Below are 21,015 nucleotides of genomic sequence, written 5' to 3'. Positions count from 1 at the left end.
CGCACAGTCTGCCGGAAGCGCCGCCCGGGGGCGAGGGCCACGCACCGTCGCGGGCCCGTCACATTGTCGGTGGGGTGGGGCAGGATGGGGCGGATGAGCGAGGAGAGCCTGCCGGAGGACGCCCGCCCGGAGTACCCGGACGCCCGCCCGGAGTACCCGGATGCCCGCCCGGAGCACGCGGACGCGCTGCCCGAGTACGCCGAGCGGGTCCTCGAGGTCGCCGAACTGATCCCGCCCGGACGCGTCATGACCTACGGCGACGTCGCCGAGTGGCTTCAGGAGGGCGGCCCGAGACAGGTCGGCCGCGTGATGGCCCTGTACGGCGGGGCCGTGCCGTGGTGGCGGGTCGTCCGCGCGGACGGCGCGCTGCTCCCGGGCCATGAACTGCGGGCGCTCGGGCACTATCGCGCGGAGGGCACGCCCCTGAAGGAGGCCGGCCGGTCGACCGAGGGGCACCTGCCACGCCTCGACATGAGACGGGCGCGATGGGACGGCGACGAACGCGCGGAAGGTCACACCTGACAGCTTCCGCCATCCGACCGGCCGCCGTGTGACCTGTGATCCGTACGGGGGAAGAAGGGCACGTCCGTGGCATGACGTACGTTCGTGAGTCGAGGGACGCAGGTGACGTGTGCGCCCCGAGGGATGAATCGGAAGCCCTGCTTCCGCTGGATCCGTCGGCGTAGCGTCGGCTGAACGCGTCCCCCTCATCCCGCCGCCACCGCCCTCCACACGCGGTGGCCACTCAACCAGCACACCCACCAGGACCGGCGAACCACGTGAGCTCCTCTTCCTCCACCAGGCGCCTGCCGCACCCCCAGGTGCGGCAGGGGAGTCGTGGCGCTTACCGACTGGTCCGTACCCCGCCGGCGAGGGTGGACCCCCCTCGTCTGGACGCCACACAGCGCTCCGTGGTTGACCACGGCACCGGCCCGCTGCTCGTTCTCGCAGGTCCGGGCACCGGGAAGACCACCACGCTGGTGGAGTCCGTGGCCCGCCGGATCGCCCGTGGCGGCGACCCCGCGCGCATCCTGGTGCTGACGTTCAGCCGTAAGGCGGCCGTCGAGCTGCGCGACCGCATGGCTCTGCGCACGGGCGCCGCGCGTGCCCCGCAGGCGACCACCTTCCATTCGTTCTGCTACGCCCTGGTCCGCGCCCACCAGGACAGCGAGCTGTTCGTGGAGCCGCTGCGGCTGCTGTCGGGGCCCGAGCAGGACGTCGCCGTACGCGAACTGCTCGCGGGCCAGCCGGACCTGGAGCGGCTCGGCCTCGCCCATGTGCGCTGGCCCGACGAACTGCGCGCCTGCCTGACCACACGTGGCTTCGCCGACGAGGTCCGGGCGGTCCTCGCCCGCAGCCGCGAACTGGGCCTCGGCCCCGAGGCGCTGGACGCCTTCGCCCGCCGGATCGGCCGCCCCGACTGGCGGGCCGCGGCCGCCTTCCTCGCGGAGTACCTCGACGTCCTCGACCTCCAGGGCGTGCTCGACTACGCCGAACTCGTCCACCGCGCGGTACTGCTCGCTCACCGCCCCGAGGTCGCCCGGCAGCTCGCCGACCGGTACGACGCCGTCTTCGTCGACGAGTACCAGGACACCGACCCCGCCCAGGTACGGCTGCTGCACGCGCTCGCCGGCGGCGGTCGCACCCTGGTCGCCTTCGGCGACCCGGACCAGTCGATCTACGCGTTCCGGGGCGCCGACGTGGGCGGCATCCTGGAGTTCCCGCGGGACTTCCCGCGCGCGGACGGCCGCCCGGCGCCCGTCGCGGTGCTGCGTACCTCCCGCCGCTCCGGCGGCGCCTTGCTGGCCGCGACCCGGCTGCTGACCCAGCGGATGCCGCTGACCCGGCTCCCGGCCGACAAGGTCCGTGCCCACCGTGAACTCGCTCCGGTCCGGGACGGCGGCCGGGTCGAGGTGTACACGTACCCGACGCCCGGCACCGAGGTGGACAACATCGCCGACATCCTGCGCCGGGCCCACCTGGAGGACGGCGTCCCGTGGCGTGAGATGGCCGTCCTGGTCCGCGCGGGCTCCCGCACCATTCCGACGGTCCGCCGCGCGCTCACGGCCGCCGGGGTCCCCCTGGACATCGACGGCGACGACCTGGCCCTGCGCCACGAGCCGGCGGTGGCACCCCTGCTGACGGCCCTGCGGGCGGTCGCGGAGGCGGAGGCGCGGGGCAGCGAGGGCGGGCGTACGGCCGTACAGGACGCCCAGGAGCCCTTGGAGGAGTCCCTGGAGGCGCGGCAGGACGAGCGGGTGGCCGACGGCGGATGCTGGCTCGACACCGAGACCGCTCTGACCCTCCTTTCCTCCCCCCTCGCCGGCATGGACGCGGCCGATCTGCGCCGTCTCGGACGCGCCCTGCGCGACGAGGAGCGGGCCGCCGGAGTCGCCCTGCCGGCGCCCTCGGACGACCTGCTCGCGCGGGCGCTGGCCGAGCCGGAGCGGCTGGTCGCGCACGACCCCGCGTACGCGCGTGGCGCGCAGCGGCTCGGCGCGCTGCTGCGCAAGGCCCGCGAGCGCCTCGCCGGCGGTGGTACGGCCGAGGAGGCGCTCTGGGACCTGTGGGAGGGCACGCCGTGGCCCACGCGCCTGGAGCGGGCCGCCCGGCGCGGCGGCGCGGCGGGCCGCAACGCCGACCGCGACCTGGACGCCGTGTGCGCGCTGTTCGCGACCGCCGCCCGCGCCGAGGAGCGCACCGGCGGCACGGGCGCCCTGAACTTCCTGGCGGAGATCGAGGCCGAGGACATCGCCGCCGACACCCTCACCCGGCGCGCCCTGCGCCCCGACGCCGTCCGCTTGATGACCGCGCACCGCTCCAAGGGTTTGGAATGGCGGCTGGTCGTCGTCGCCGGGGTCCAGGAGGGCCTGTGGCCCGACCTGCGCCGCCGCGGCTCCCTGCTGGAGGCCGACCGGATCGGCCGTGACGGACTCGCCGAACCCCTCACCCCCGGCGCGCTGCTCGCCGAGGAGCGCCGTCTGTTCTACGTGGCCGCCACCCGCGCGCGGGAACGCCTCGTCGTCACCGCGGTGAAAGCCCCCGCGGACGACGGCGACCAGCCCTCCCGCTTCCTGACCGAACTCGGCGTCGAACCCAAGGACGTGACGGGCCGGCCCCGGCGCCCGCTGTCGGTCGCGGCGCTGGTGGCCGAGCTGCGCGCCACGACCGTCGACCCGCGCGTGTCCGACGCCCTCAGGGAGGCGGCCGCCCGCCGTCTGGCCCGGCTCGCCGCGCTCACCGACGACGGCCGCCCCCTGGTCCCGTCGGCCCACCCCTACCGCTGGTGGGGCATGTTCGAGCCGACGGAGAGCAAGGTTCCGCTGCGCGACCGCGACCAGCCCGTCGTCCTCTCCGGCAGCGCCCTCGACCAGCTCGCCAACACCTGCGCCCTGCAGTGGTTCCTGGGCCGTGAGGTGAAGGCGGACGCGCCCGCTACCGTCGCCCAGGGCTTCGGCAACGTCGTGCACGTCCTCGCCGACGAGGTCGCCTCCGGGCACACCCCGGCCGACCTCGCCGTCCTCATGGAGCGCCTGGACTCCGTGTGGAACGCGCTCGCCTTCGACGCGCCGTGGAAGTCGGCGCAGGAGAAGGAGCACGCGCGCGTGGCGCTCGAACGCTTCCTGACGTGGCATGTCACGGAACGCGCCGGCCGTACGCCCGTCACGAGCGAGCACGACTTCGACGTCACCCTCGAAGCGGGCGACTACGAGGTCCGCATCCGCGGTCAGATGGACCGCGTCGAGGCCGACGGCGAAGGCCGCGCCTACGTCGTCGACTTCAAGACCGGCAAGCACGCTCCGACCGCCGCGGAGGTGGCCCGCCACCCGCAGCTCGCCGTCTACCAGCTCGCCGTCCGCGAGGGCGCCGTGGACGAGGCCTTCGACGGCGAGCGCCCCGAGCCGGGCGGCGCCGAACTCGTCCACCTGCGCCAGGGCGCGGCCAAGCGGGACGGCGGGGAGACCCTGCCCAAGGTGCAGGCCCAGGAGCCGCTCGAAGGCGAGTGGGTCGGCGACTTGCTGGCCACCGCCGCCGGCAAGGTCCTCGACGAGCGGTTCACGCCGACGGCCGGGCAGCACTGCGCCCACTGCGCGTTCCGCGCCTCGTGCAGCGCACGTCCCGAGGGGCGGCACGTGGTGGAGTGACGCACGGCACCACAGGTGCTGACCTGCGCTTCCTCCTTCCCGACAGTCGATTCGGCCACCGCTGTCAGTGGCCGCGGCTAGCCTCTCTGAGGTGTCACCACGCATCACCGATCCCGAGCAGCTCAAGGAGCTCCTCGGCATCCCCTTCACCCCGGAGCAGACGGCCTGCATCATCGCGCCGCCCGCCCCGCAGGTGATCGTGGCCGGAGCCGGGTCGGGCAAGACCACGGTGATGGCCGCGCGCGTGGTGTGGCTGGTCGGCACCGGCCAGGTGGCCCCCGAGCAGGTCCTCGGCCTGACCTTCACCAACAAGGCCGCGGGAGAGCTCGCCGAGCGGGTCCGCAAGGCGCTGGTCAAGGCGGGCGTCACCGACCCCGACGTCATCGACCCGGACCACCCGCCGGGCGAACCCGTGATCTCCACGTACCACGCCTTCGCGGGGCGCCTGCTGACCGACCACGGCCTGCGCATCGGCCTCGAACCGACCTCCCGGCTGCTCGCCGACGCCAGCCGCTACCAGCTGGCCGCGCGGGTGCTGCGCGAGGCCCCGGGCCCGTACCCGGCACTCACCCGCTCCTTCGCCGACCTGGTCAGCGACCTCCTCGCGCTCGACGCCGAACTCGCCGAACACCTCGTACGCCCCGAGGCCCTGCGCGCCCACGACGCCGAGCTGCTGCTGACGCTGCGGGGCGTCAAGCTCACCAACGCCGATCTGCGCAAGATCCCCGAGACGGCCGCCGCGCGCCGTGAACTGGCCGACCTCGTGGTCCGTTACCGCGCCGCCAAGCGCGAGCGCGACCTGCTCGACTTCGGCGACCAGATCGCCCTGTCGGCCCGGCTCGCCGGGATTCCCGAGGTGGGGCGCGTTCTGCGCGAGGAGTTCCGGGTGGTCCTCCTCGACGAGTACCAGGACACCTCGGTCGCCCAACGGGTCCTGCTGGCGGGGCTGTTCGGCGCCGGTACCGGCCATCCGGTGACCGCCGTCGGCGACCCCTGCCAGGCGATCTACGGCTGGCGCGGGGCGTCCGTGGCCAACCTGGACGACTTCCCCGAGCACTTCGCGCGCGCCGACGGCCGCCCGGCCACCCGGCAGGCCCTCAGCGAGAACCGCCGCAGCGGCGGCCGCCTCCTCGACCTCGCCAACGGCCTCGCCGAGCCCCTGCGCGCCCTGCACGCGGGCGTGGAGGCGCTCCGCCCGGCCCCGGGCGCCGAGCGCGACGGCACGGTACGCTGCGCGCTGCTGCGCACCCACGCCGAGGAGATCGACTGGATCGCCGACTCCGTGGCCCACCTCGTGAACAGCGGCAAGGCGCCCGGCGAGATCGCCGTCCTGTGCCGTACGGCCACCGACTTCGCCGAGATCCAGGGCGCGCTGGTCGCCCGGGACGTCCCCGTCGAGGTGGTGGGGCTGTCCGGGCTGCTCCACCTGCCCGAGATCGCCGACCTGGTCGCCGTCTGCGAGGTCCTCCAGGACCCCGGCGCCAACGCCTCCCTGGTGCGCCTGCTGACCGGCCCGCGCTGGCGCATCGGCCCGCGCGACCTCGCCCTCCTGGGCCGCCGCGCCCGGCGTCTGGTGTTCCACGCGCGCGTGGACGGCGACGACGACCCGGACCGCCGGCTCGCCGAGGCCGTCGAGGGCGTGGATCCCGCCGAGGTGGTCTCCCTCGCGGACGCCCTCGACACGTTCCTGGAGACACCCTTCGACGGGGCGGGGGACGACGACGGGCTGCCCTTCTCGCCGGACGCGCGCGTGCGCTTCGCCCGGCTGGCCACCGAACTGCGCGACCTGCGCCGCTCGCTGTCCGACCCGCTGATGGACGTCCTGCACCGCGTCCTCGCCGTCACGGGCCTGGAGGTCGAGCTGTCGGCGTCCCCGCACGCCCTGGCGGCCCGCCGCCGCGAGACCCTGTCGAACTTCCTGGACATCGCCGCCTCCTTCGCCGCCGGCGACGGCGAGGCGAGCCTGCTGGCCTTCCTCGGCTTCCTGCGCACCGCCGCGCAGTACGAGAAGGGCCTCGACAACGCCCTCCCGGGCGGCGAGAACACCGTCAAGGTGCTCACCGCGCACAAGTCCAAGGGTCTCGAATGGGACGTCGTCGCCGTACCGGGCCTGGTCACCGGCACCTTCCCGAGCGCCCAGGGGCGCGAGAAGTGGACCTCCCAGGGCAAGGTGCTGCCGCACGCCCTGCGCGGTGACGCCGACACCCTGCCCGATGTCGCGAGCTGGGACTCACGCGGCCTGAAGGCCTTCCACGAGGCCATGAAGGAGCACCAGCACACCGAGGAACTCCGCCTCGGCTACGTCACCTTCACCCGCCCCCGCTCCCTGCTGCTCGGCTCCGGCCACTGGTGGGGTCCGAGCCAGAAGAAGCCCCGCGGCCCCTCCGACTTCCTCCAGGCCCTCTACGAGCACTGCGCGGCCGGGTACGGCGAGATCGAGGCCTGGGCGGACGAGCCGGCGGAGGACGAGGAGAACCCCGCGCTCCACGCGACCGCCGCCGACCAGGTGTGGCCGCTTCCCCTCGACGACGCCGCCCTGGCCCGCCGCAGGGCGGCCGCCGAGACGGTCCTCGCCCACCTGGAGGACCTCGCCTCGCACGTGGACGCCCACCCCTCGGCAGCGCAGGACCCGGACTGGCCCGCGCCGCCGGACGACGAGGACCTGGAGGCTCCGTACGACGTCCTCGACGAGGACCCCTTCGCGGACGAAGCCGACATCGCGCACGAGGGTGACGGGGTCCCGTTCGAGGACGACCCGACCGACTGGGACTCCTGGACCGCGGACCGCCCCACCGTCCCCCACCAGGCGCCGCCGCCCACGGTCCCTCACCAGCCGCCACCCGAGGCCGAACCGGCGCACACGCGCCTCGGCCCCGAGCCTGCGCACCCGCGCCTCCACCCGGAGCCCGAACCGGCGCGCACGCGCCGCGGTCCCGAGCCTGCGCACCCGCGCCTCGACCCGGAGCCCGCGCACCCTCGCCTCACTCCGGAGGAGGCTCGCACCGTCGCCTCCTGGGACCGGGACCTCGACGCCCTCGCCGGAGAGCTCCTCCGCGCGCGGGACAGCGTCACCGAGGTCCCCCTGCCGGCCTCCCTGACCGCCTCCCAGGTGCTGCGCCTTGCCGCCGACCCGGACGGCCTGGCGCAGGAGCTGGCCCGCCCCATGCCCCGCCCGCCGCAGCCTGCGGCCCGCCGCGGCACCCGCTTCCACGCGTGGGTGGAGGCCCGCTTCGAGGCGCTGACCCTGCCCCTGCTGGAGCCGGACGAGCTGCCCGGCAGCGAGGCCGAGATCGCCGACGAACGCGACCTGGAGGGGCTCAAGGAGGCCTTCGAGCGCACCGAGTACGCCCACCGCACGCCGTACCGCGTCGAGGCGCCCTTCCAGCTCACCCTGGCGGGCCGTGTCGTCCGGGGCCGGATCGACGCCGTCTACAAGGACGGCGAGGGCGAGCGGGCGACGTACGAGATCGTCGACTGGAAGACCAACCGCGCCCACGACGCCGACCCGCTCCAGCTCGCGGTGTACCGGCTCGCCTGGGCGGAGCAGCAAGGGGTGCCGTTGGAGTCGGTGACGGCCGCCTTCCTCTACGTCCGGGGCGGTGAGGTCGTCCGTCCCGAGGATCTCCCCGACCGGGCGGCGCTGGAGCGGCTGCTGGCCGGGGAGCCGTCGTGTGACGAACCGCCCAACGAGGATGTCGGTGCGGGCCGATAGGCTCGTGACCATGAGCCATCCCGTTGACAGCGTCGTCAGCGACGTCCGTACGTACGTCCAGCAGCACCGCGCCGCCTTCCTCGACGACCTCGCCGAATGGCTGCGCATCCCGTCCGTGTCGGCCCAGCCCGACCACGCACCCGACGTACGGCGCAGCGCCGACTGGCTCGCCGCCAAGCTCACCGAGACCGGCTTCCCGACCGTCGAGGTCTGGCCCACGCCAGGCGCCCCGGCCGTCTTCGCCGAATGGCCCTCCGAGGACCCCGAGGCCCCGACGGTCCTGGTCTACGGCCACCACGACGTGCAGCCCGCCGCCCGCGAGGACGGCTGGGACAGCGACCCCTTCGAGCCCGTCGTCCGGGACAACCGCCTCTACGCGCGCGGGGCGGCCGACGACAAGGGCCAGGTGTTCTTCCACACACTCGGCGTCCGCGCCCACCTCGCGGCGACCGGCCGCACCGCCCCGGCCGTCCATCTGAAGCTGCTCGTCGAGGGCGAGGAGGAGTCCGGCTCACCGCACTTCGACGCCCTCGTCGCCGAGCGCGCGGACCGGCTCGCCGCCGACGCCGTGATCGTCTCCGACACCGGCATGTGGTCCGAGGACACCCCCACCGTGTGCACCGGCATGCGCGGCCTCACCGAGTGCGAGATCCGGCTGTACGGCCCCGAGCAGGACATCCACTCCGGCTCCTTCGGCGGCGCCGTGCCCAATCCGGCCACCGCCGCCGCCCGCCTGGCCGCCGCCCTGCACGACGACCACGGGCGCGTGGCCATCCCCGGTTTCTACGACGGCGTGGTGGAGCTGACGGACCGGGAGCGGGAGCTCTTCGCCGCGCTGCCCTTCGACGAGGGACGCTGGCTGCGCACCGCGAAGTCGCACGCCCCGAGCGGGGAGGCCGGGTACTCCACCCTGGAGCGCATCTGGGCCCGCCCCACCGCGGAGGTCAACGGCATCGGCGGCGGCTACCAGGGCCCCGGCAGTAAGACGATCATCCCGTCGAGCGCCATGATGAAGCTGTCCTTCCGCATGGTGGCCGGCCAGGAGCCCGAGCACATCGAGAAGGTCGTCCGCGCGTGGGCCGCCGAGCAGGTGCCCGCCGGAATCCGCTGCGAGGTCGTCTTCGGCTCGGCCACCCGACCCTGCCTGACGCCGCTGGACCACCCCGCCCTCCAGTCCGTCGCCCGCGCGATGGGCCGCGCCTTCGAGCAGCCGGTCGGATTCACCCGCGAGGGCGGATCGGGGCCCGCCGCCACGCTCCAGGAAGTCCTCGGCGCCCCCGTCCTCTTCCTGGGCATCTCGGTGCCCTCCGACGGCTGGCACGCGCCGAACGAGAAGGTCGAGCTCGATCTCCTGCTCAAGGGAGTGGAGGCCACCGCGTACCTGTGGGGTGACCTGGCGCAGAACTGGCGCCATGCGCCCTGAGCACCGCGTACCGTCCGGAGCGGTACCCCGCGCGGGGCACACTGGTAGGGCCGCCCCGCACCGCGCCGCCCCACCGGACCCGGTCCCCTCCCGTCCCACGTCCCGCTGAACCGCCCGCCGAAACCAACCGTTCCACCGGGGGAGTTGGAAGCACCCGTGACCACCTGGACCGACCACACCGCCGATCGCCCCATCTCGCTCACCGCCCCGAGCGGCATCGACCGCGCCGCCCACCACCGCCTCGACGAGGCGTGGCTGGCGGCGGCATGGAGCCACCCCACGACCCGCTGTTTCGTGGTCTCCGGCGGCCAGGTCCTGATCGACGAGACGGCGGACGGCCGTACCGAACTCGTCATGACCCCCTCCTTCGAGGCGCCGCTCACCGAGGCGCACCGCTACTTCCTCGGCAACGACGAGGACGGCGTCAGCTACTTCGCCCTCCAGAAGGACGCCCTGCCCGGCCGTATCGACCAGTCGGCGCGCCCGGCCGGGCTGCGCGAGGCGGGCCTGCTGCTCTCCGCGCGCGACATCGGCCTGATGGTGCACGCGGTCGGCCTGGAGAACTGGCAGCGCACCCACCGCTTCTGCTCCCGCTGCGGGGAGCGGACCGTGATCGCCGCGGCCGGTCACATCCGCCGCTGCCCGGCCTGCGGGGCCGAGCACTACCCGCGCACCGACCCGGCCGTGATCATGGCTGTCACCGACGAGGACGACCGCATCCTGCTGGGCCGCCAGGTCCACTGGCCCGAGGGCCGCTTCTCCACGCTCGCCGGATTCGTCGAGCCCGGTGAGTCCATCGAGCAGACGGTGCGCCGCGAGGTCTTCGAGGAGGCCGGCATCACCGTCGGCCAGGTCGAGTACGTCGCCAGCCAGCCGTGGCCCTTCCCGTCCAGCCTGATGCTGGGCTTCATGGCCCGCGCCACCTCGACCGAGGTCGACGTCGACGGCGACGAGATCCACGAGGCCCGCTGGTTCTCCCGAGACGAGCTGGGCGCCGCCTTCGAATCGGGCGAGGTGCTGCCGCCCTACGGCATCTCGATCGCGGCTCGCCTGATCGAGCTCTGGTACGGCAAGCCGCTGCCGACGAGGACGTTCGTCTGACATGGCGGACGACGACACGGCGCGCGACTACGACCTGGAGTTCGCCCTCCAGGTCACCGGCTTCGAACTGGCCACCGAGCCACCGGCCCCCGACACCCCGCTCGGCCGCATCCGGGCCTTCGTCGCCGAGCACGGGTACGAGGCACTGACGGACGAGCACTTCGAGGCGGCGATCCGCGGCACGCTGTGACGCCAGGACATACGAAGGCCCCCGACCGGTCGGTCGGGGGCCTTTGGCGCGCTCCGGGGTCAGACCGCGATCTTCTGCTTGACCTGAGCCAGCGACGGGTTGGTGAGGGTCGAGCCGTCCGCGAAAAGCACGGTCGGGACCGTCTGGTTTCCGCCATTGGCCTTCTCGACGAACGCCGCGGACTGCGGGTCCTGCTCGATGTTGATCTCGGTGTACGCGATGCCCTCGCGGTCCAGCTGCTTCTTCAGCCGCTGGCAGTAGCCGCACCACGTGGTGCTGTACATCGTCACAGTGCCCTGCATGTCTCGCGCGCTCCTTCGATGACTCGGGGACGGGGGTCTAGCGGGTCGTCCAGAGGGGGAACGCACGCGATCGGGCGGCCATTCCCGCCGGGGGTATGCCGGGCGACGTGATGCCTGCCTCATCAGGACGTGATGCCTGCCGCATTAGTACGACTGCGAGACCCTGCCTGTGGACAACCGGCTCACCCGTCTCCGGCGACCTGGCAGCATGGCGGGGTGACAGCAGCAACGCACTCCCCGCTCTTCCCGCAGGCACCGGACTCGGCCGACGCGGTGCTCGACGGGCTCGACCCCGAGCAGCGCGAGGTGGCCACCGCCCTGCACGGCCCGGTGTGCGTGCTGGCCGGAGCCGGTACGGGCAAGACGCGGGCGATCACCCACCGCATCGCCTACGGCGTGCGCGCCGGCATCCTCCAGCCCTCCAGCGTGCTGGCCGTCACCTTCACCAACCGCGCGGCCGGCGAGATGCGCGGCCGGCTGCGCCAGCTGGGCGCCACAGGCGTTCAGGCCCGGACCTTCCACTCGGCGGCCCTGCGCCAGCTCCAGTACTTCTGGCCGAAAGCGGTCGGTGGCTCCATGCCCCGGCTCGTCGACCGCAAGATCCAGCTCGTCGCGGACGCGGCCGCCGCGTGCCGGATCCGCCTGGACCGGGGCGAGCTGCGGGACACCACCGCCGAGATCGAGTGGTCCAAGGTCACCCAGACCGTCCCCGCCGACTACGCCCTCGCCGCCGTCAAGGCCGGCCGCGAGGCCCCCCGTGACCCCGCCGAGATCGCCCAGCTCTACTCCGCCTACGAGGACCTCAAGCGGCAGCGCGGCGTCATCGACTTCGAGGACGTCCTGTTGCTGACCGTGGCGATCCTCCAGGACCGCCACGACATCGCCGAACAGGTCCGCGCCCAGTACCAGCACTTCGTGGTCGACGAGTACCAGGACGTCAGCCCTCTTCAGCAGCGGCTGCTGGAACTGTGGCTCGGCGAGCGCGACAACCTGTGCGTGGTGGGCGACGCCAGCCAGACGATCTACTCGTTCACGGGAGCAACCCCCGACCATCTGCTCGACTTCCGCACCCGCCACCCCGGCGCCACGGTCGTCAAACTGGTCCGCGACTACCGCTCCACCCCCCAGGTCGTCCACCTCGCCAACGGTCTGCTCGCCCAGGCCCGGGGCCGCGCCGCCGACCACCGGCTGGAGCTGATCTCCCAGCGCGAGGCGGGCCCCGATCCCGTCTACACCGAGTACACCGACGAGCCCGCCGAGGCCGAGGGCGCCGCCCGGCGCATCCGCGAGCTCCTCGACTCCGGCGTGCCGGCCAGCGAGATCGCCGTCCTGTTCCGCACGAACTCCCAGTCCGAGACCTACGAGCAGGCCCTCGCCGACGCCGGAATCCCCTACCAGCTGCGTGGGGCGGAGCGCTTCTTCGACCGGCCCGAGGTGCGCAAAGCCGGTATCGCCCTGCGCGGAGCGGCCCGCTTCGGGGGCAACGACTCCCTCCTCGACGACGCCGTCGACCTGCCCTCCCAGGTGCGTGCCGTGCTCTCCGGAGAGGGCTGGACGTCCGAGCCCCCGGCCGGCTCCGGCGCGGTCCGGGAGCGCTGGGAGTCATTGGCCGCCCTGGTCAACCTCGCCCAGGACTTCGCCGCCGCCCGGCCCGGCGCCACCCTGGGCGACCTGGTCGCCGAACTCGACGAACGGGCCGGCGCCCAGCACGCCCCGACCGTCCAGGGCGTCACCCTCGCCTCCCTGCACTCGGCCAAGGGCCTGGAGTGGGACGTCGTCTTCCTCGTCGGAGTGGCCGAGGGCATGATGCCGATCACCTACGCAAAGACCGACGAACAGATCGAGGAGGAGCGCCGCCTCCTCTATGTCGGTGTCACCCGGGCCCGGGAGCACCTCCATGTCTCCTGGTCCCTCTCCCGTTCACCCGGCGGCCGCGCGAACCGGCGCCCCAGCCGCTTCCTCGACGGACTGCGCCCCGGCTCCGGCGCCGGCGCGGGCCGAGCCGTCGCCGGGCGCTCCGGGGGCGTCGAGCGCGGCTTCACCAGCAGACCCGACGCCGCCCCCAGCCGCACGCAGCGCACCGTCGCGCGCTGCCGGGTCTGCGGACGCACCCTCACCGACGCCGGTGAGATGAAGCTGATGCGCTGCGAGGACTGTCCCTCCGACATGGACGAGGGACTGTACGAGCGGCTCCGGGAGTGGCGCGCGGAGCAGGCGCGGCGCAGCGGGCAGCCCGCCTTCTGCGTCTTCACCGACAAGACCCTGATGGCGATCGCCGAATCGAGCCCCGACGAGGAGGGGGACCTCGCGCGGATCCCCGGTGTCGGCGTGCGCAAGCTCAACCGCTACGGAGCCGATGTCCTGGCCATCTGCGCAGGCCGGGAGCCCGGGGGAGAGAAAGACGGGGACTGATGCGAACTCGTCGAAAAAATAGTTTGCGCATGCCCCAGCAATCCCCATAGGTTCTTAAGCACGGAAACGGAGGCCTTCCTGAGGCCCCGATTCCGTGTTGTACTTGCATACCCGTCGGACTGGCTCACCCCAGTCCCCTTAGACGCCGAGAGGAGGCGAGTCCAGTGATCAGCATCTACACCAGCTCCACCGTCAGCACCGTGAAAATGACCGATCCCTCGGTCGTCGCCTCCCTGTGCCTGCTCGGCGCCTCTGACCAGGGCACCGGTCTGTCCGGCATCCGTGCCGTCCGTCCGGCTGCCTCCCTGTCCCTCGCGGGTCTTCCCATCCGTGAGCGCGACGAGCGCAATGAGCGACCGACCAAGGCACTGGAAGCGGCAGTAGTGGCACAGGCGAAGGCCTATGCCTTTACGGCGACCGGTGCCGGATTCCGGAAGCAGACGACGCAGCACCACCAGATGTGGGCCTTCCGTGGGCCAGAACCCTGGAGTGATCCAGCCTGATTGATCAGGCCGGCGCCTTCAGGGCCGCGGAACCCCATCCGGGATCCGCGGCCCTTCTGTTTGTCCCTGAACCGGGGACAGACGGGCGAAGGGGCCTCGGGACAAGAAAAGAACCCGGTACCACCGCCACCCGGTCCAACCGGACCGGAACGACCAGACGAGGAAGACCAACCGTGCAACTCGAAGCGCACGCCCCGTCCGTACCGCCTTCCGAAACGATCCCCCCGCCCGGCCTCACGGAGGACTCCACCTTGACCCCGCTCACCGCGCTCACCGCGCTCGACGACGCCATCGAGAACCTCGGCGTACCCGTCCCCTGCCGCTCCTACGACCCGGAGGTCTTCTTCGCCGAGTCGCCGGCCGACGTCGAGTACGCCAAGTCCCTCTGCCGCACCTGCCCGCTGATCGAGGCCTGCCTCGCCGGCGCCAAGGAGCGGCGTGAGCCCTGGGGCGTCTGGGGTGGCGAGCTGTTCGTCCAGGGCGTTGTCGTCGCCCGGAAGCGGCCGCGTGGCCGCCCGCGCAAGAACCCGGTCACGGCATGAACACCCCAGGAACGATCGACCGCCCCCTCACGCACGACCCCAAGAAGCAGGCCCCGATGAAGCCGTCCACCAACGAGCACGCAGCAGGCACCACGCCTGAAGACTTCACCACCACCGGCGTGATCGACTCGCGCCAGAACAGGACCCGCGAAATGCAACTCATCCCAGAAGCCCTGGCCCGTGCGCATATGCACGAGCGCCTGCATGAGGCCGAGCGGGAACGCCGGGCGCTGCGCCTGGTGACCGCGCGCCGGATGCAGCGCCGCGCCGAGCGCGCCTCGCTGCGCGCCCGCCGTGCCATTGCCATGGCGGTCATGCAGTAATCCACCCGACTGAGGCGACGGCCTCCCGCCGAGGGAGGAAAACAGCTTCCCCGCGGGGGCCGGTCCGGCCGAACGGACCGGCCCCCGCGGTGCGTTGTGCGCGCGAGGACGCGGACGACGGCGTTATCGTCACGAGGTGACGAGTCTTCCCGGAGGCAGTGAGGACGCCGACTCCGCCTCGGAGCCGCAGATCCTGGTGTGCGCCGGCTGCGGCGCCAAGGCCGAGGGCCCGCGGCCCACCTGGACCTGTTCCGTGGAGAACGGCGAGCGCCGCTACTTCTGCGACACCTGCTCCCGGGAGAACCTCAGGGCGATCGAGGGCCGGCTCGACTCGGCCTGGTGGTAGCCCCGCCGCCCGTCACCCCGTCGCCCGTCACCCCACCGACCCTCAACCCACCGACCCTCCGGGCCTCCGCCTCTCAGGCCTCCGCGACGGACTCCTCCGGGTCCTCCTCCTCCGGGACGAACCCGGGCAGCCACTCCTCCAGCTCCTCCCGCAGCCCGACCGTCGCTCCCAGCTGGCACAGGACACCGATGGTGCTCAGCGTCACGCGGTGTATCAGCAGATAGGCGGGCGGCAGATTGAGCTGCTTGCCGAGCTGGTAGGCGGGGGAGCGGGGGTCGGCGACGCGGGCCGCCTGACTGCGCATCCAGCCCCGGGTGAAGGTGAATGCGTCGACCTGGGCCGGTTCGATGATCGGCAGGAGGTAGTCCAGAACGGCGTCCGGGTCCAGCGCGATGGACTCCTTGACGAACCCTTCCCGGCACAGCAGCTCGTAGACGGCCTCGGCGTCGCCGTCGAGGGTCATGCGCAGCGACTCGCCGATCGGGGTGGGCAGACCACCGGGGAGGCGGTCGACCGTGCCGAAGTCCAGGACGCCGAGGCGCCACTCCTCCTCGTCGTCCGGGCCGCCGGGCAGAAGCCGGAAGTTGCCGGGGTGCGGGTCGGCGTGGAGCAGGCCGGTGCGGGCCGGGCCCGAGAAGAGGAACCGGGCCAGCAGCTGGCCGGCGCGGTCGCGCTGCTCCTCGGTGCCGTCGGCGATGATCTCCGACAGGGGGATCCCGTCGATCCACTCGGTCACCAGGACCTGGTCGCACTGGTGGACGACGTCGGGCACCACGAAGTCCGGGTCGTCCGCGAACTCCTCCGCGTGGACCTGCTGGGCCTGCGCCTCCAGGGCGTAGTCCAGTTCCTCGGAGACCCGGTCCTTCAGCTCCGTGATCAGCGGCTTGATGTCCATGCCGGGGACCAGCGGACCCAAGAGCCGGGCGAACCTGCTCAGTTGGTTGAGGTCGGAGAGCAGGGCCTCGCCGGCGCCCGGGTACTGGACCTTGACCGCCACCGCACGGCCGTCCTGCCACACCGCCCGGTGCACCTGGCCGATGGAGGCCGCCGCAGCGGGCTTGTCGTCGAACTCGACGAACAGCTCGCGCCAGTCCTGCCCGAGCCGCTCGGCCAGCACGGCATGCACCGAGCGGGTCGGCATCGGCGGCGCCGCCTCCTGGAGCTTGGTCAGTGCCGCGCGGTAGGGGCCCGCGACCTCTTCGGGCAGCGCCGACTCGAAGACGGACAGGGCCTGCCCGAACTTCATCGCGCCGCCCTTGAGCTCGCCGAGCACCTTGAACATCTGCTCGGCGGTGCGCTGCTGCAGCTCTCTGCCGACGAGCTCCGCGGACTCGCCCACGATTCGCTTGCCCAGTCCCCAGGTGGCCCGTCCGGCGAAGCCGAGCGGGAGCGCGGCGAGCTTGGCGGTCCGGGTGACCGCCTTCCGGGGAAGATCAGACATGCGCCCTCCAGGTCCCAACGGGACGAGCGTTCGCCTGACGGCGTGACGTTCTCGACGGCCGTTGTTCCGCCATTGTCTCGTGCCCCTCCCCGTCCTTGGAGGTGGTGTGTCCTTCCTTACCTTTCTCCGCGGCCCCGCACGGACATGCGGGATGCGCCCAGACCGGACGCGCGTGCCAGGTCAGACCGGGCAGCGACACCTCCCAGCGGGCGCCCGCGCTGGACGGGGTCCGGCCGTCGAGGAAGGCCAGCGCGTGTGCCGCCGCCAGTCCGGCGACCGTCGTGGCCAGCGCCAGATCGCAGGCCGGCACCGGCCGCGCCCTGCCCGCGCCCGAACGCCATTGGGCGACCAGGCGTGGCCAGACCGGATCGCGGTCGGCGCGGCCCTCCTGAAGACAGCCGGCGCAGCTTGTCTCGCCCGGCAGGACGAGCGGGCCCACGACCCCGGTTCCCTCGACCACCCCGGCGTACAGATGAGGGGTGCCGGAGGCGATGAGGTCATCGGCGGCGGACGGGACGGGTGCGTGGACCGAGACATCGTCCCGTGGGGCGAGGACCACCAGGGAATGGCCCGGGTCGGCGTCGTCGGGCGGTGACTGGGGGCCGCGGCGGGGCGGGCGGGCCGGGGCGGCACGCCGCACGGCCCGGCGGGCGGCCTCGTCCCGGCGCTCGCCCACCGCCTCCGCGGGCAGTCCGCCTGGTGCCACGTCCCACGGCTCGACCCGGCCGCCGTCGCGGACGTCGATCTCGCCGACGCCCGCGCCCGCCAGCAGCGAGGCCAGCACGGCGCCCACCCGGCCCGCGCCGCGCACCTGTACCCGCAGGGAGCGGCGGGCGGACAGCCGGTGCATGGCCTCGCCCGGCTCGGACGTGGTCAGGGAGAGCGAGGCCAGATCCGGGCGGAGCCGGTCCAGGACCTCCTTGTCGGCACGCAGTTCGGCCCCGCGCGGCCCGCCCCCGCGCGCGTCGTCGAGCAGCCCCGCCCGGGACAACCGCGTCACCAGCGCGTCGACATGGCCGTCGGGCAGCCGCATTCGGCGCCCCTCGGCGCGCAACAGGTCAACGCCCCGGGTGCCGTTGAGCGCGTCGAGGAAGCTGCCCGTCGCCGTGTCCATCGGGCCGAGCGTCATGGCGTGCGCGGGAGTCATCCCGAACTGCACGGTGTTGAGGTCGCGCCAGCCGCGCCTGAGCGCCGGCTTCACCATCGGATGCATGACAGACCCCCGTGAATAAGTCATGGTTCGTCCCCGTTCGCCGGAGTGGTCGGGCGCGACCTCGTGGCGTCGGTCACGGCTGCCCCGGCGAGAGCCAGCATGCCCGGATGCGCGGTCCGGCGCCGAAAGTTGTCCACAGGCCCACGAATTATTCGTACAAATCAAACGCATGGTGGGGTCTGGGCGCCGAACCGTACCGGAGGCGGGACTTCCCCCGTGTGCAGCGGGTAACGTCGGGGCGTGTCCGTCGACCCACTGCACCGCGCCGGAATGCCACAGCGCAGTACGACGAGCCCGCCGCCGAGCGGTTCGGGGGCGAGCGCGATCGAGGTGCGCAGAAGTGCCCGTCGCCGCAGGACGGTCTCCGCCTACCGCGAGGGGGATCGGACCGTCGTCCTCATCCCCGCCCGGATGTCCGAGGCGGAGGAGCGGCGCTGGGTGAGCGTCATGCTGGACAAGCTGGCCGCCCAGGAGAGCAGGCGGGTCCTCGGTGACACCGAGTTGGCGGAGCGCGCCGAACGCCTCTCGGCCCAGTACTTTGACGGCCGTGCCCGGCCCAGCTCGGTCCGCTGGGTCACCAACCAGAACACCCGCTGGGGCTCGTGCACGCCCGCCGAGGGCAGCATCCGTCTCTCGCACCGCCTCCAGGGCATGCCGGAGTACGTCGTCGACTACGTCCTGCTGCACGAGCTCGCGCATCTGCTCGTGCCCGGACACGGGCCCCGCTTCTGGCGGCTGCTGGAGGCGTTCCCGCGCACCGAGCGGGCCCGGGGCTACCTCGAAGGAGTGGTCGCCGCCGACCGGTTGCCGCATCTGCCCGGCGCACGCGGAGAGTGACCGCTTCCCGACCTTGCGGTACCGCGGGGCACTGGTTCTGTACCGGCTCTGTACCGACGTCGTTCGCTGTCGGGGTTTGCCGTTAGCCTGGCGCGACGCACTCGCATTCGGGATGGGGGACGGTCGTTACGCATGGCCAGGGAATTCCAACGCGGCCACAAGGCCAAGATCAGTGACCTCACCGCGGGCACGGATCTGTACGTAGGTGTGCAGATCGCCGCCCCCGGACTGACGTTCGACATCAGCTGCTTCGGCCTCGACGCCGACGAACGGCTCTCGGACGACCGCTACTTCGTCTTCTTCAACCAGCCGAAGTCCCCCGAGGAGTCCATCCAGCTCCTGGGCGCCCAGGCAGGCGACACGGAGTCCTTCCGGATCACGCTGGACCGGATCCCGCCGCAGATCCAGAAGCTGTCGTTCACCGCGACGATCGACGGCGCCGGGCAGATGTCGCAGGTCAGCCCCGGATACATCCGTATCGTCGCCGGTGGCGAGGAAGTCGCCCGCTATGCGTTCAACGGCTCGGAGTTCACCACCGAACGGGCCGTCATGCTGGGTGACTTCTATCTGAAGGACGTCTGGCGGTTCGCCGCGGTCGGACAGGGGTTCGACGGCGGCCTCGAGGCGCTGCTGAGGAACTTCGGCGGCGAGGTCGCCGAGGAGGAGGCGCCCGCAGCGGCTCCGCAGCAGCCGCAGCCCGGCGCCACCCCCGGTTTCGCGCCCCCGGCGCAGGCCGCCGCGCCGCCCGCCTTCGGCGCCCCGGCGCCCGCCCCGCAGCCCGCCCAGGGCTTCGCGCCCCCGCCGGGGTCCACGCCCCCGCCGGCCCCGGCTCCCGCGCCCTCCGTGCACGCCCAGCCGACGATCATCGCCCCGATGACCCCGCCGGGCGGCACCTCGGTGCCCCCGCCGGCCCCGGCACCCGCGCCCTACGGCCAGCCGCCCCAGCCGCAGCAGCCCTACGGCCAGCCCCCCGCCCCCAGCGCGCCGATGCCCCCCGGCTACGGCCAGGCACCGACCGCGCCGCCGGGTTACGGCCAGCCGACGCCGCCCCCCGGCTACGGCCAGACCCCGCCCCCCGGCTACGGCCAGCAGCCCGCGTACGGGCAGGTCCCGGGCCAGCCGGCGCCCTACGGCGCACCCCAGGGCGCGTCCCAGGCCCCCGGTGTGGCCGCCGCGCTGGAGCAGTTCCGGGAGACGCCGACCGGGCAGCGCTGGACGCAGCAGAACAAGAAGATGGTCCGCGTCGACCTCGGCATCGGCGGCCAGCCCGTGCTCGCCCGGCAGGGCAGCATGGTGCTCTACCAGGGCAAGGTCGACTTCAGCTACAAGGGCGCCGGGTTCGCCGGCCGGGTCGTGGGCAACGCCACGGGCCAGGAGATGCAGCTGATGCGCTGCACCGGCCAGGGCCAGGTGTTCCTCGCCGAGAACTCCACGATGCTGCACCCCATCGAGCTCCAGGGCGACGGAGTGTGCGTCTCCGCGGAGAACGTCCTCGCCTTCGACGAGAGCCTCCAGCACGAGGTTCGCCGCATCGAGGGCCACGGCATCCCCGGCGGCGCGCTGTTCACGATGCAGTTCACCGGCACCGGCACGATCGTCGTCAAGACGCACGGCACGCCCGTCGTCCTGCCGGTCACGCCGACCACGTTCGCCGACTGCAACGCCGTGGTCGCCTGGTCGGCCGCCTCCCAGGTGGTCGTCTCCAGCCAGGTCCGGATGCGGCGCAACGCCTACCCCGGCGACACCGGAGAGAGCGTCAACCTGCAGTTCCGTGGCGCTCCCGGCAACTTCATCGTCGTCCAGCCGTACGAGATCTGAGGGAGAGCCCGTCATGAACCAGCCGCTCGCGGGCTACGCTCCCGCCCCCGTCACGGCCCGCATGGAGAACCACGGCAACCACATGCTGAAGGTCGCCATGCAGACCGGGAACGACCTCCTCGCGCGCGTGGGGTCGATGGTCGCCTACGAGGGGTTCGTGCAGTACGAGCCCAACCCGCCCGCCGTCCGCCAGATCGCCAAGGACTGGATGACCGGCGAGGGCGCGCCCCTGATGAAGTGCTCCGGGGACGGACTGCTCTACCTCGCCGACTACGGCGCCAATGTCGTCGTGATCAACCTCAACGGCGACGGCATCTCCGTCAACGCCACCAACCTGCTCGCCTTCGACGCCCACCTCACGTGGGGCGTGGAGCGGGTGAAGGGCCTGGCGAAGTTCGCCGGGCAGGGCCTGTGGAACACCAAGATCTCCGGGCAGGGCTGGGTCGCGCTGACCTCCCGGGGCAAGCCGATCGTCGTGGACTGCGGCGGCGGCGAGAACGAGACGTACGTCGACCCCGACGCGCTCGTGGCCTGGTCCCCGAACCTCAAGGTGAAGGGCAAGCGCAGCTTCAAGGCGCAGTCGCTCATCGGCCGGGGCAGTGGTGAGGCCTACCAGATGGCCTTCTCAGGCCAGGGCATCGTCGTCGTCCAGCCCAGTGAGGACAGCACCGACCGCCTCCGGGTCCGGGGCTGAGGGGGAGCCAGAA

General features: G+C 72.9%; 17 protein-coding genes. 14 read left to right on the top strand and 3 right to left on the bottom strand.

Features of this window, described 5'->3' with window-relative positions:
• Positions 1-93: 93 nt before the first annotated feature.
• The 6 genes from ACWDRW_RS04905 (at position 94) to ACWDRW_RS04880 (ending at position 10,571) form a co-directional block, all read left to right on the top strand.
• Positions 94-522 carry an MGMT family protein gene (locus tag ACWDRW_RS04905; RefSeq protein WP_451720155.1) on the top strand — a complete coding sequence of 143 codons (429 nt, stop codon included), beginning with the start codon at positions 94-96 and terminating at the stop codon, positions 520-522.
• A gap of 257 nt (positions 523-779) precedes the next feature.
• On the top strand, positions 780-4,145 hold the full coding sequence (locus ACWDRW_RS04900) for an ATP-dependent helicase (protein WP_451720152.1): 3,366 nt from the start codon (positions 780-782) through the stop codon (positions 4,143-4,145).
• A gap of 91 nt (positions 4,146-4,236) precedes the next feature.
• Complete coding sequence (locus ACWDRW_RS04895) at positions 4,237-7,857, top strand: UvrD-helicase domain-containing protein (RefSeq protein WP_451720149.1); 3,621 nt, start codon at positions 4,237-4,239, stop codon at positions 7,855-7,857.
• Between the two features lie 10 nt (positions 7,858-7,867).
• A complete protein-coding gene (locus ACWDRW_RS04890; protein ID WP_451720147.1) occupies positions 7,868-9,280 on the top strand; it encodes a dipeptidase in 1,413 nt (470 codons plus the stop codon).
• A 156-nt stretch (positions 9,281-9,436) separates the two neighbouring features.
• Positions 9,437-10,381: an NAD(+) diphosphatase gene (gene nudC / locus ACWDRW_RS04885; RefSeq protein WP_451720144.1), complete on the top strand. Its 945-nt coding sequence runs from the start codon at positions 9,437-9,439 to the stop codon at positions 10,379-10,381.
• Between the two features lies 1 nt (position 10,382).
• On the top strand, positions 10,383-10,571 hold the full coding sequence (locus tag ACWDRW_RS04880) for a hypothetical protein (RefSeq protein WP_451720142.1): 189 nt from the start codon (positions 10,383-10,385) through the stop codon (positions 10,569-10,571).
• Positions 10,572-10,630: 59 nt separating this feature from the next.
• Here the strand turns inward: ACWDRW_RS04880 and ACWDRW_RS04875 are convergent, their stop codons facing one another.
• On the bottom strand, positions 10,631-10,873 hold the full coding sequence (locus tag ACWDRW_RS04875; protein WP_451720140.1) for a mycoredoxin: 243 nt from the start codon (positions 10,871-10,873) through the stop codon (positions 10,631-10,633).
• 216 nt (positions 10,874-11,089) lie between these two features.
• Between ACWDRW_RS04875 and ACWDRW_RS04870 the strand changes: the two genes are divergently transcribed.
• The 5 genes from ACWDRW_RS04870 to ACWDRW_RS04850 all read left to right on the top strand — a co-directional run bounded on the left by ACWDRW_RS04870 (position 11,090) and on the right by ACWDRW_RS04850 (position 14,999).
• A complete protein-coding gene (locus tag ACWDRW_RS04870; protein WP_451720137.1) occupies positions 11,090-13,285 on the top strand; it encodes an ATP-dependent DNA helicase UvrD2 in 2,196 nt (731 codons plus the stop codon).
• 164 nt (positions 13,286-13,449) lie between these two features.
• Positions 13,450-13,788: a hypothetical protein gene (locus tag ACWDRW_RS04865; RefSeq protein WP_451720135.1), complete on the top strand. Its 339-nt coding sequence runs from the start codon at positions 13,450-13,452 to the stop codon at positions 13,786-13,788.
• A 173-nt stretch (positions 13,789-13,961) separates the two neighbouring features.
• Complete coding sequence (locus tag ACWDRW_RS04860; protein ID WP_019072119.1) at positions 13,962-14,330, top strand: WhiB family transcriptional regulator; 369 nt, start codon at positions 13,962-13,964, stop codon at positions 14,328-14,330.
• A complete protein-coding gene (locus tag ACWDRW_RS04855) occupies positions 14,327-14,653 on the top strand; it encodes a hypothetical protein (protein WP_451720133.1) in 327 nt (108 codons plus the stop codon). Before ACWDRW_RS04860 ends, ACWDRW_RS04855 begins: the two co-directional genes overlap by 4 nt.
• 136 nt (positions 14,654-14,789) lie before the next feature.
• Positions 14,790-14,999 carry a hypothetical protein gene (locus tag ACWDRW_RS04850; RefSeq protein WP_451720130.1) on the top strand — a complete coding sequence of 70 codons (210 nt, stop codon included), beginning with the start codon at positions 14,790-14,792 and terminating at the stop codon, positions 14,997-14,999.
• Between the two features lie 73 nt (positions 15,000-15,072).
• Here the strand turns inward: ACWDRW_RS04850 and ACWDRW_RS04845 are convergent, their stop codons facing one another.
• On the bottom strand, positions 15,073-16,440 hold the full coding sequence (locus tag ACWDRW_RS04845) for an ABC1 kinase family protein (protein ID WP_451720127.1): 1,368 nt from the start codon (positions 16,438-16,440) through the stop codon (positions 15,073-15,075).
• On the bottom strand, positions 16,433-17,653 hold the full coding sequence (locus ACWDRW_RS04840; protein WP_451720123.1) for a TOMM precursor leader peptide-binding protein: 1,221 nt from the start codon (positions 17,651-17,653) through the stop codon (positions 16,433-16,435). Before ACWDRW_RS04840 ends, ACWDRW_RS04845 begins: the two co-directional genes overlap by 8 nt.
• Positions 17,654-17,893: 240 nt before the next feature.
• On the opposite strand from ACWDRW_RS04840, the gene ACWDRW_RS04835 reads away from it, so the two are divergent.
• The 3 genes from ACWDRW_RS04835 to ACWDRW_RS04825 all read left to right on the top strand — a co-directional run bounded on the left by ACWDRW_RS04835 (position 17,894) and on the right by ACWDRW_RS04825 (position 21,002).
• Positions 17,894-18,490 (top strand): M48 metallopeptidase family protein, encoded by a 597-nt coding sequence (locus ACWDRW_RS04835; RefSeq protein WP_451720121.1) that lies wholly within the window; start codon positions 17,894-17,896, stop codon positions 18,488-18,490.
• A gap of 132 nt (positions 18,491-18,622) precedes the next feature.
• Positions 18,623-20,308: a TerD family protein gene (locus ACWDRW_RS04830; RefSeq protein WP_451720118.1), complete on the top strand. Its 1,686-nt coding sequence runs from the start codon at positions 18,623-18,625 to the stop codon at positions 20,306-20,308.
• 13 nt (positions 20,309-20,321) lie between these two features.
• Positions 20,322-21,002, top strand: coding sequence for an AIM24 family protein (locus ACWDRW_RS04825; RefSeq protein ID WP_015657951.1), 681 nt, complete (start codon positions 20,322-20,324; stop codon positions 21,000-21,002).
• Positions 21,003-21,015: the final 13 nt, after the last annotated feature.

It is taken from the genome of Streptomyces sp. NPDC003635, assembly GCF_053587635.1.
This window is presented reverse-complemented; position numbering and strand designations above follow the sequence as displayed.

Coding starts and splice junctions, on each gene's coding strand:
- ACWDRW_RS04905 (WP_451720155.1), top strand. CDS start 94: ATGAGCGAGGAGAGCCTGCCGGAGGACGCCCGCCCGGAGTACCCGGAC.
- ACWDRW_RS04890 (WP_451720147.1), top strand. CDS start 7,868: ATGAGCCATCCCGTTGACAGCGTCGTCAGCGACGTCCGTACGTACGTC.
- ACWDRW_RS04880 (WP_451720142.1), top strand. CDS start 10,383: ATGGCGGACGACGACACGGCGCGCGACTACGACCTGGAGTTCGCCCTC.
- ACWDRW_RS04875 (WP_451720140.1), bottom strand. CDS start 10,873: ATGCAGGGCACTGTGACGATGTACAGCACCACGTGGTGCGGCTACTGC.
- ACWDRW_RS04855 (WP_451720133.1), top strand. CDS start 14,327: ATGAACACCCCAGGAACGATCGACCGCCCCCTCACGCACGACCCCAAG.
- ACWDRW_RS04845 (WP_451720127.1), bottom strand. CDS start 16,440: ATGTCTGATCTTCCCCGGAAGGCGGTCACCCGGACCGCCAAGCTCGCC.
- ACWDRW_RS04840 (WP_451720123.1), bottom strand. CDS start 17,653: ATGCATCCGATGGTGAAGCCGGCGCTCAGGCGCGGCTGGCGCGACCTC.
- ACWDRW_RS04830 (WP_451720118.1), top strand. CDS start 18,623: ATGGCCAGGGAATTCCAACGCGGCCACAAGGCCAAGATCAGTGACCTC.
- ACWDRW_RS04825 (WP_015657951.1), top strand. CDS start 20,322: ATGAACCAGCCGCTCGCGGGCTACGCTCCCGCCCCCGTCACGGCCCGC.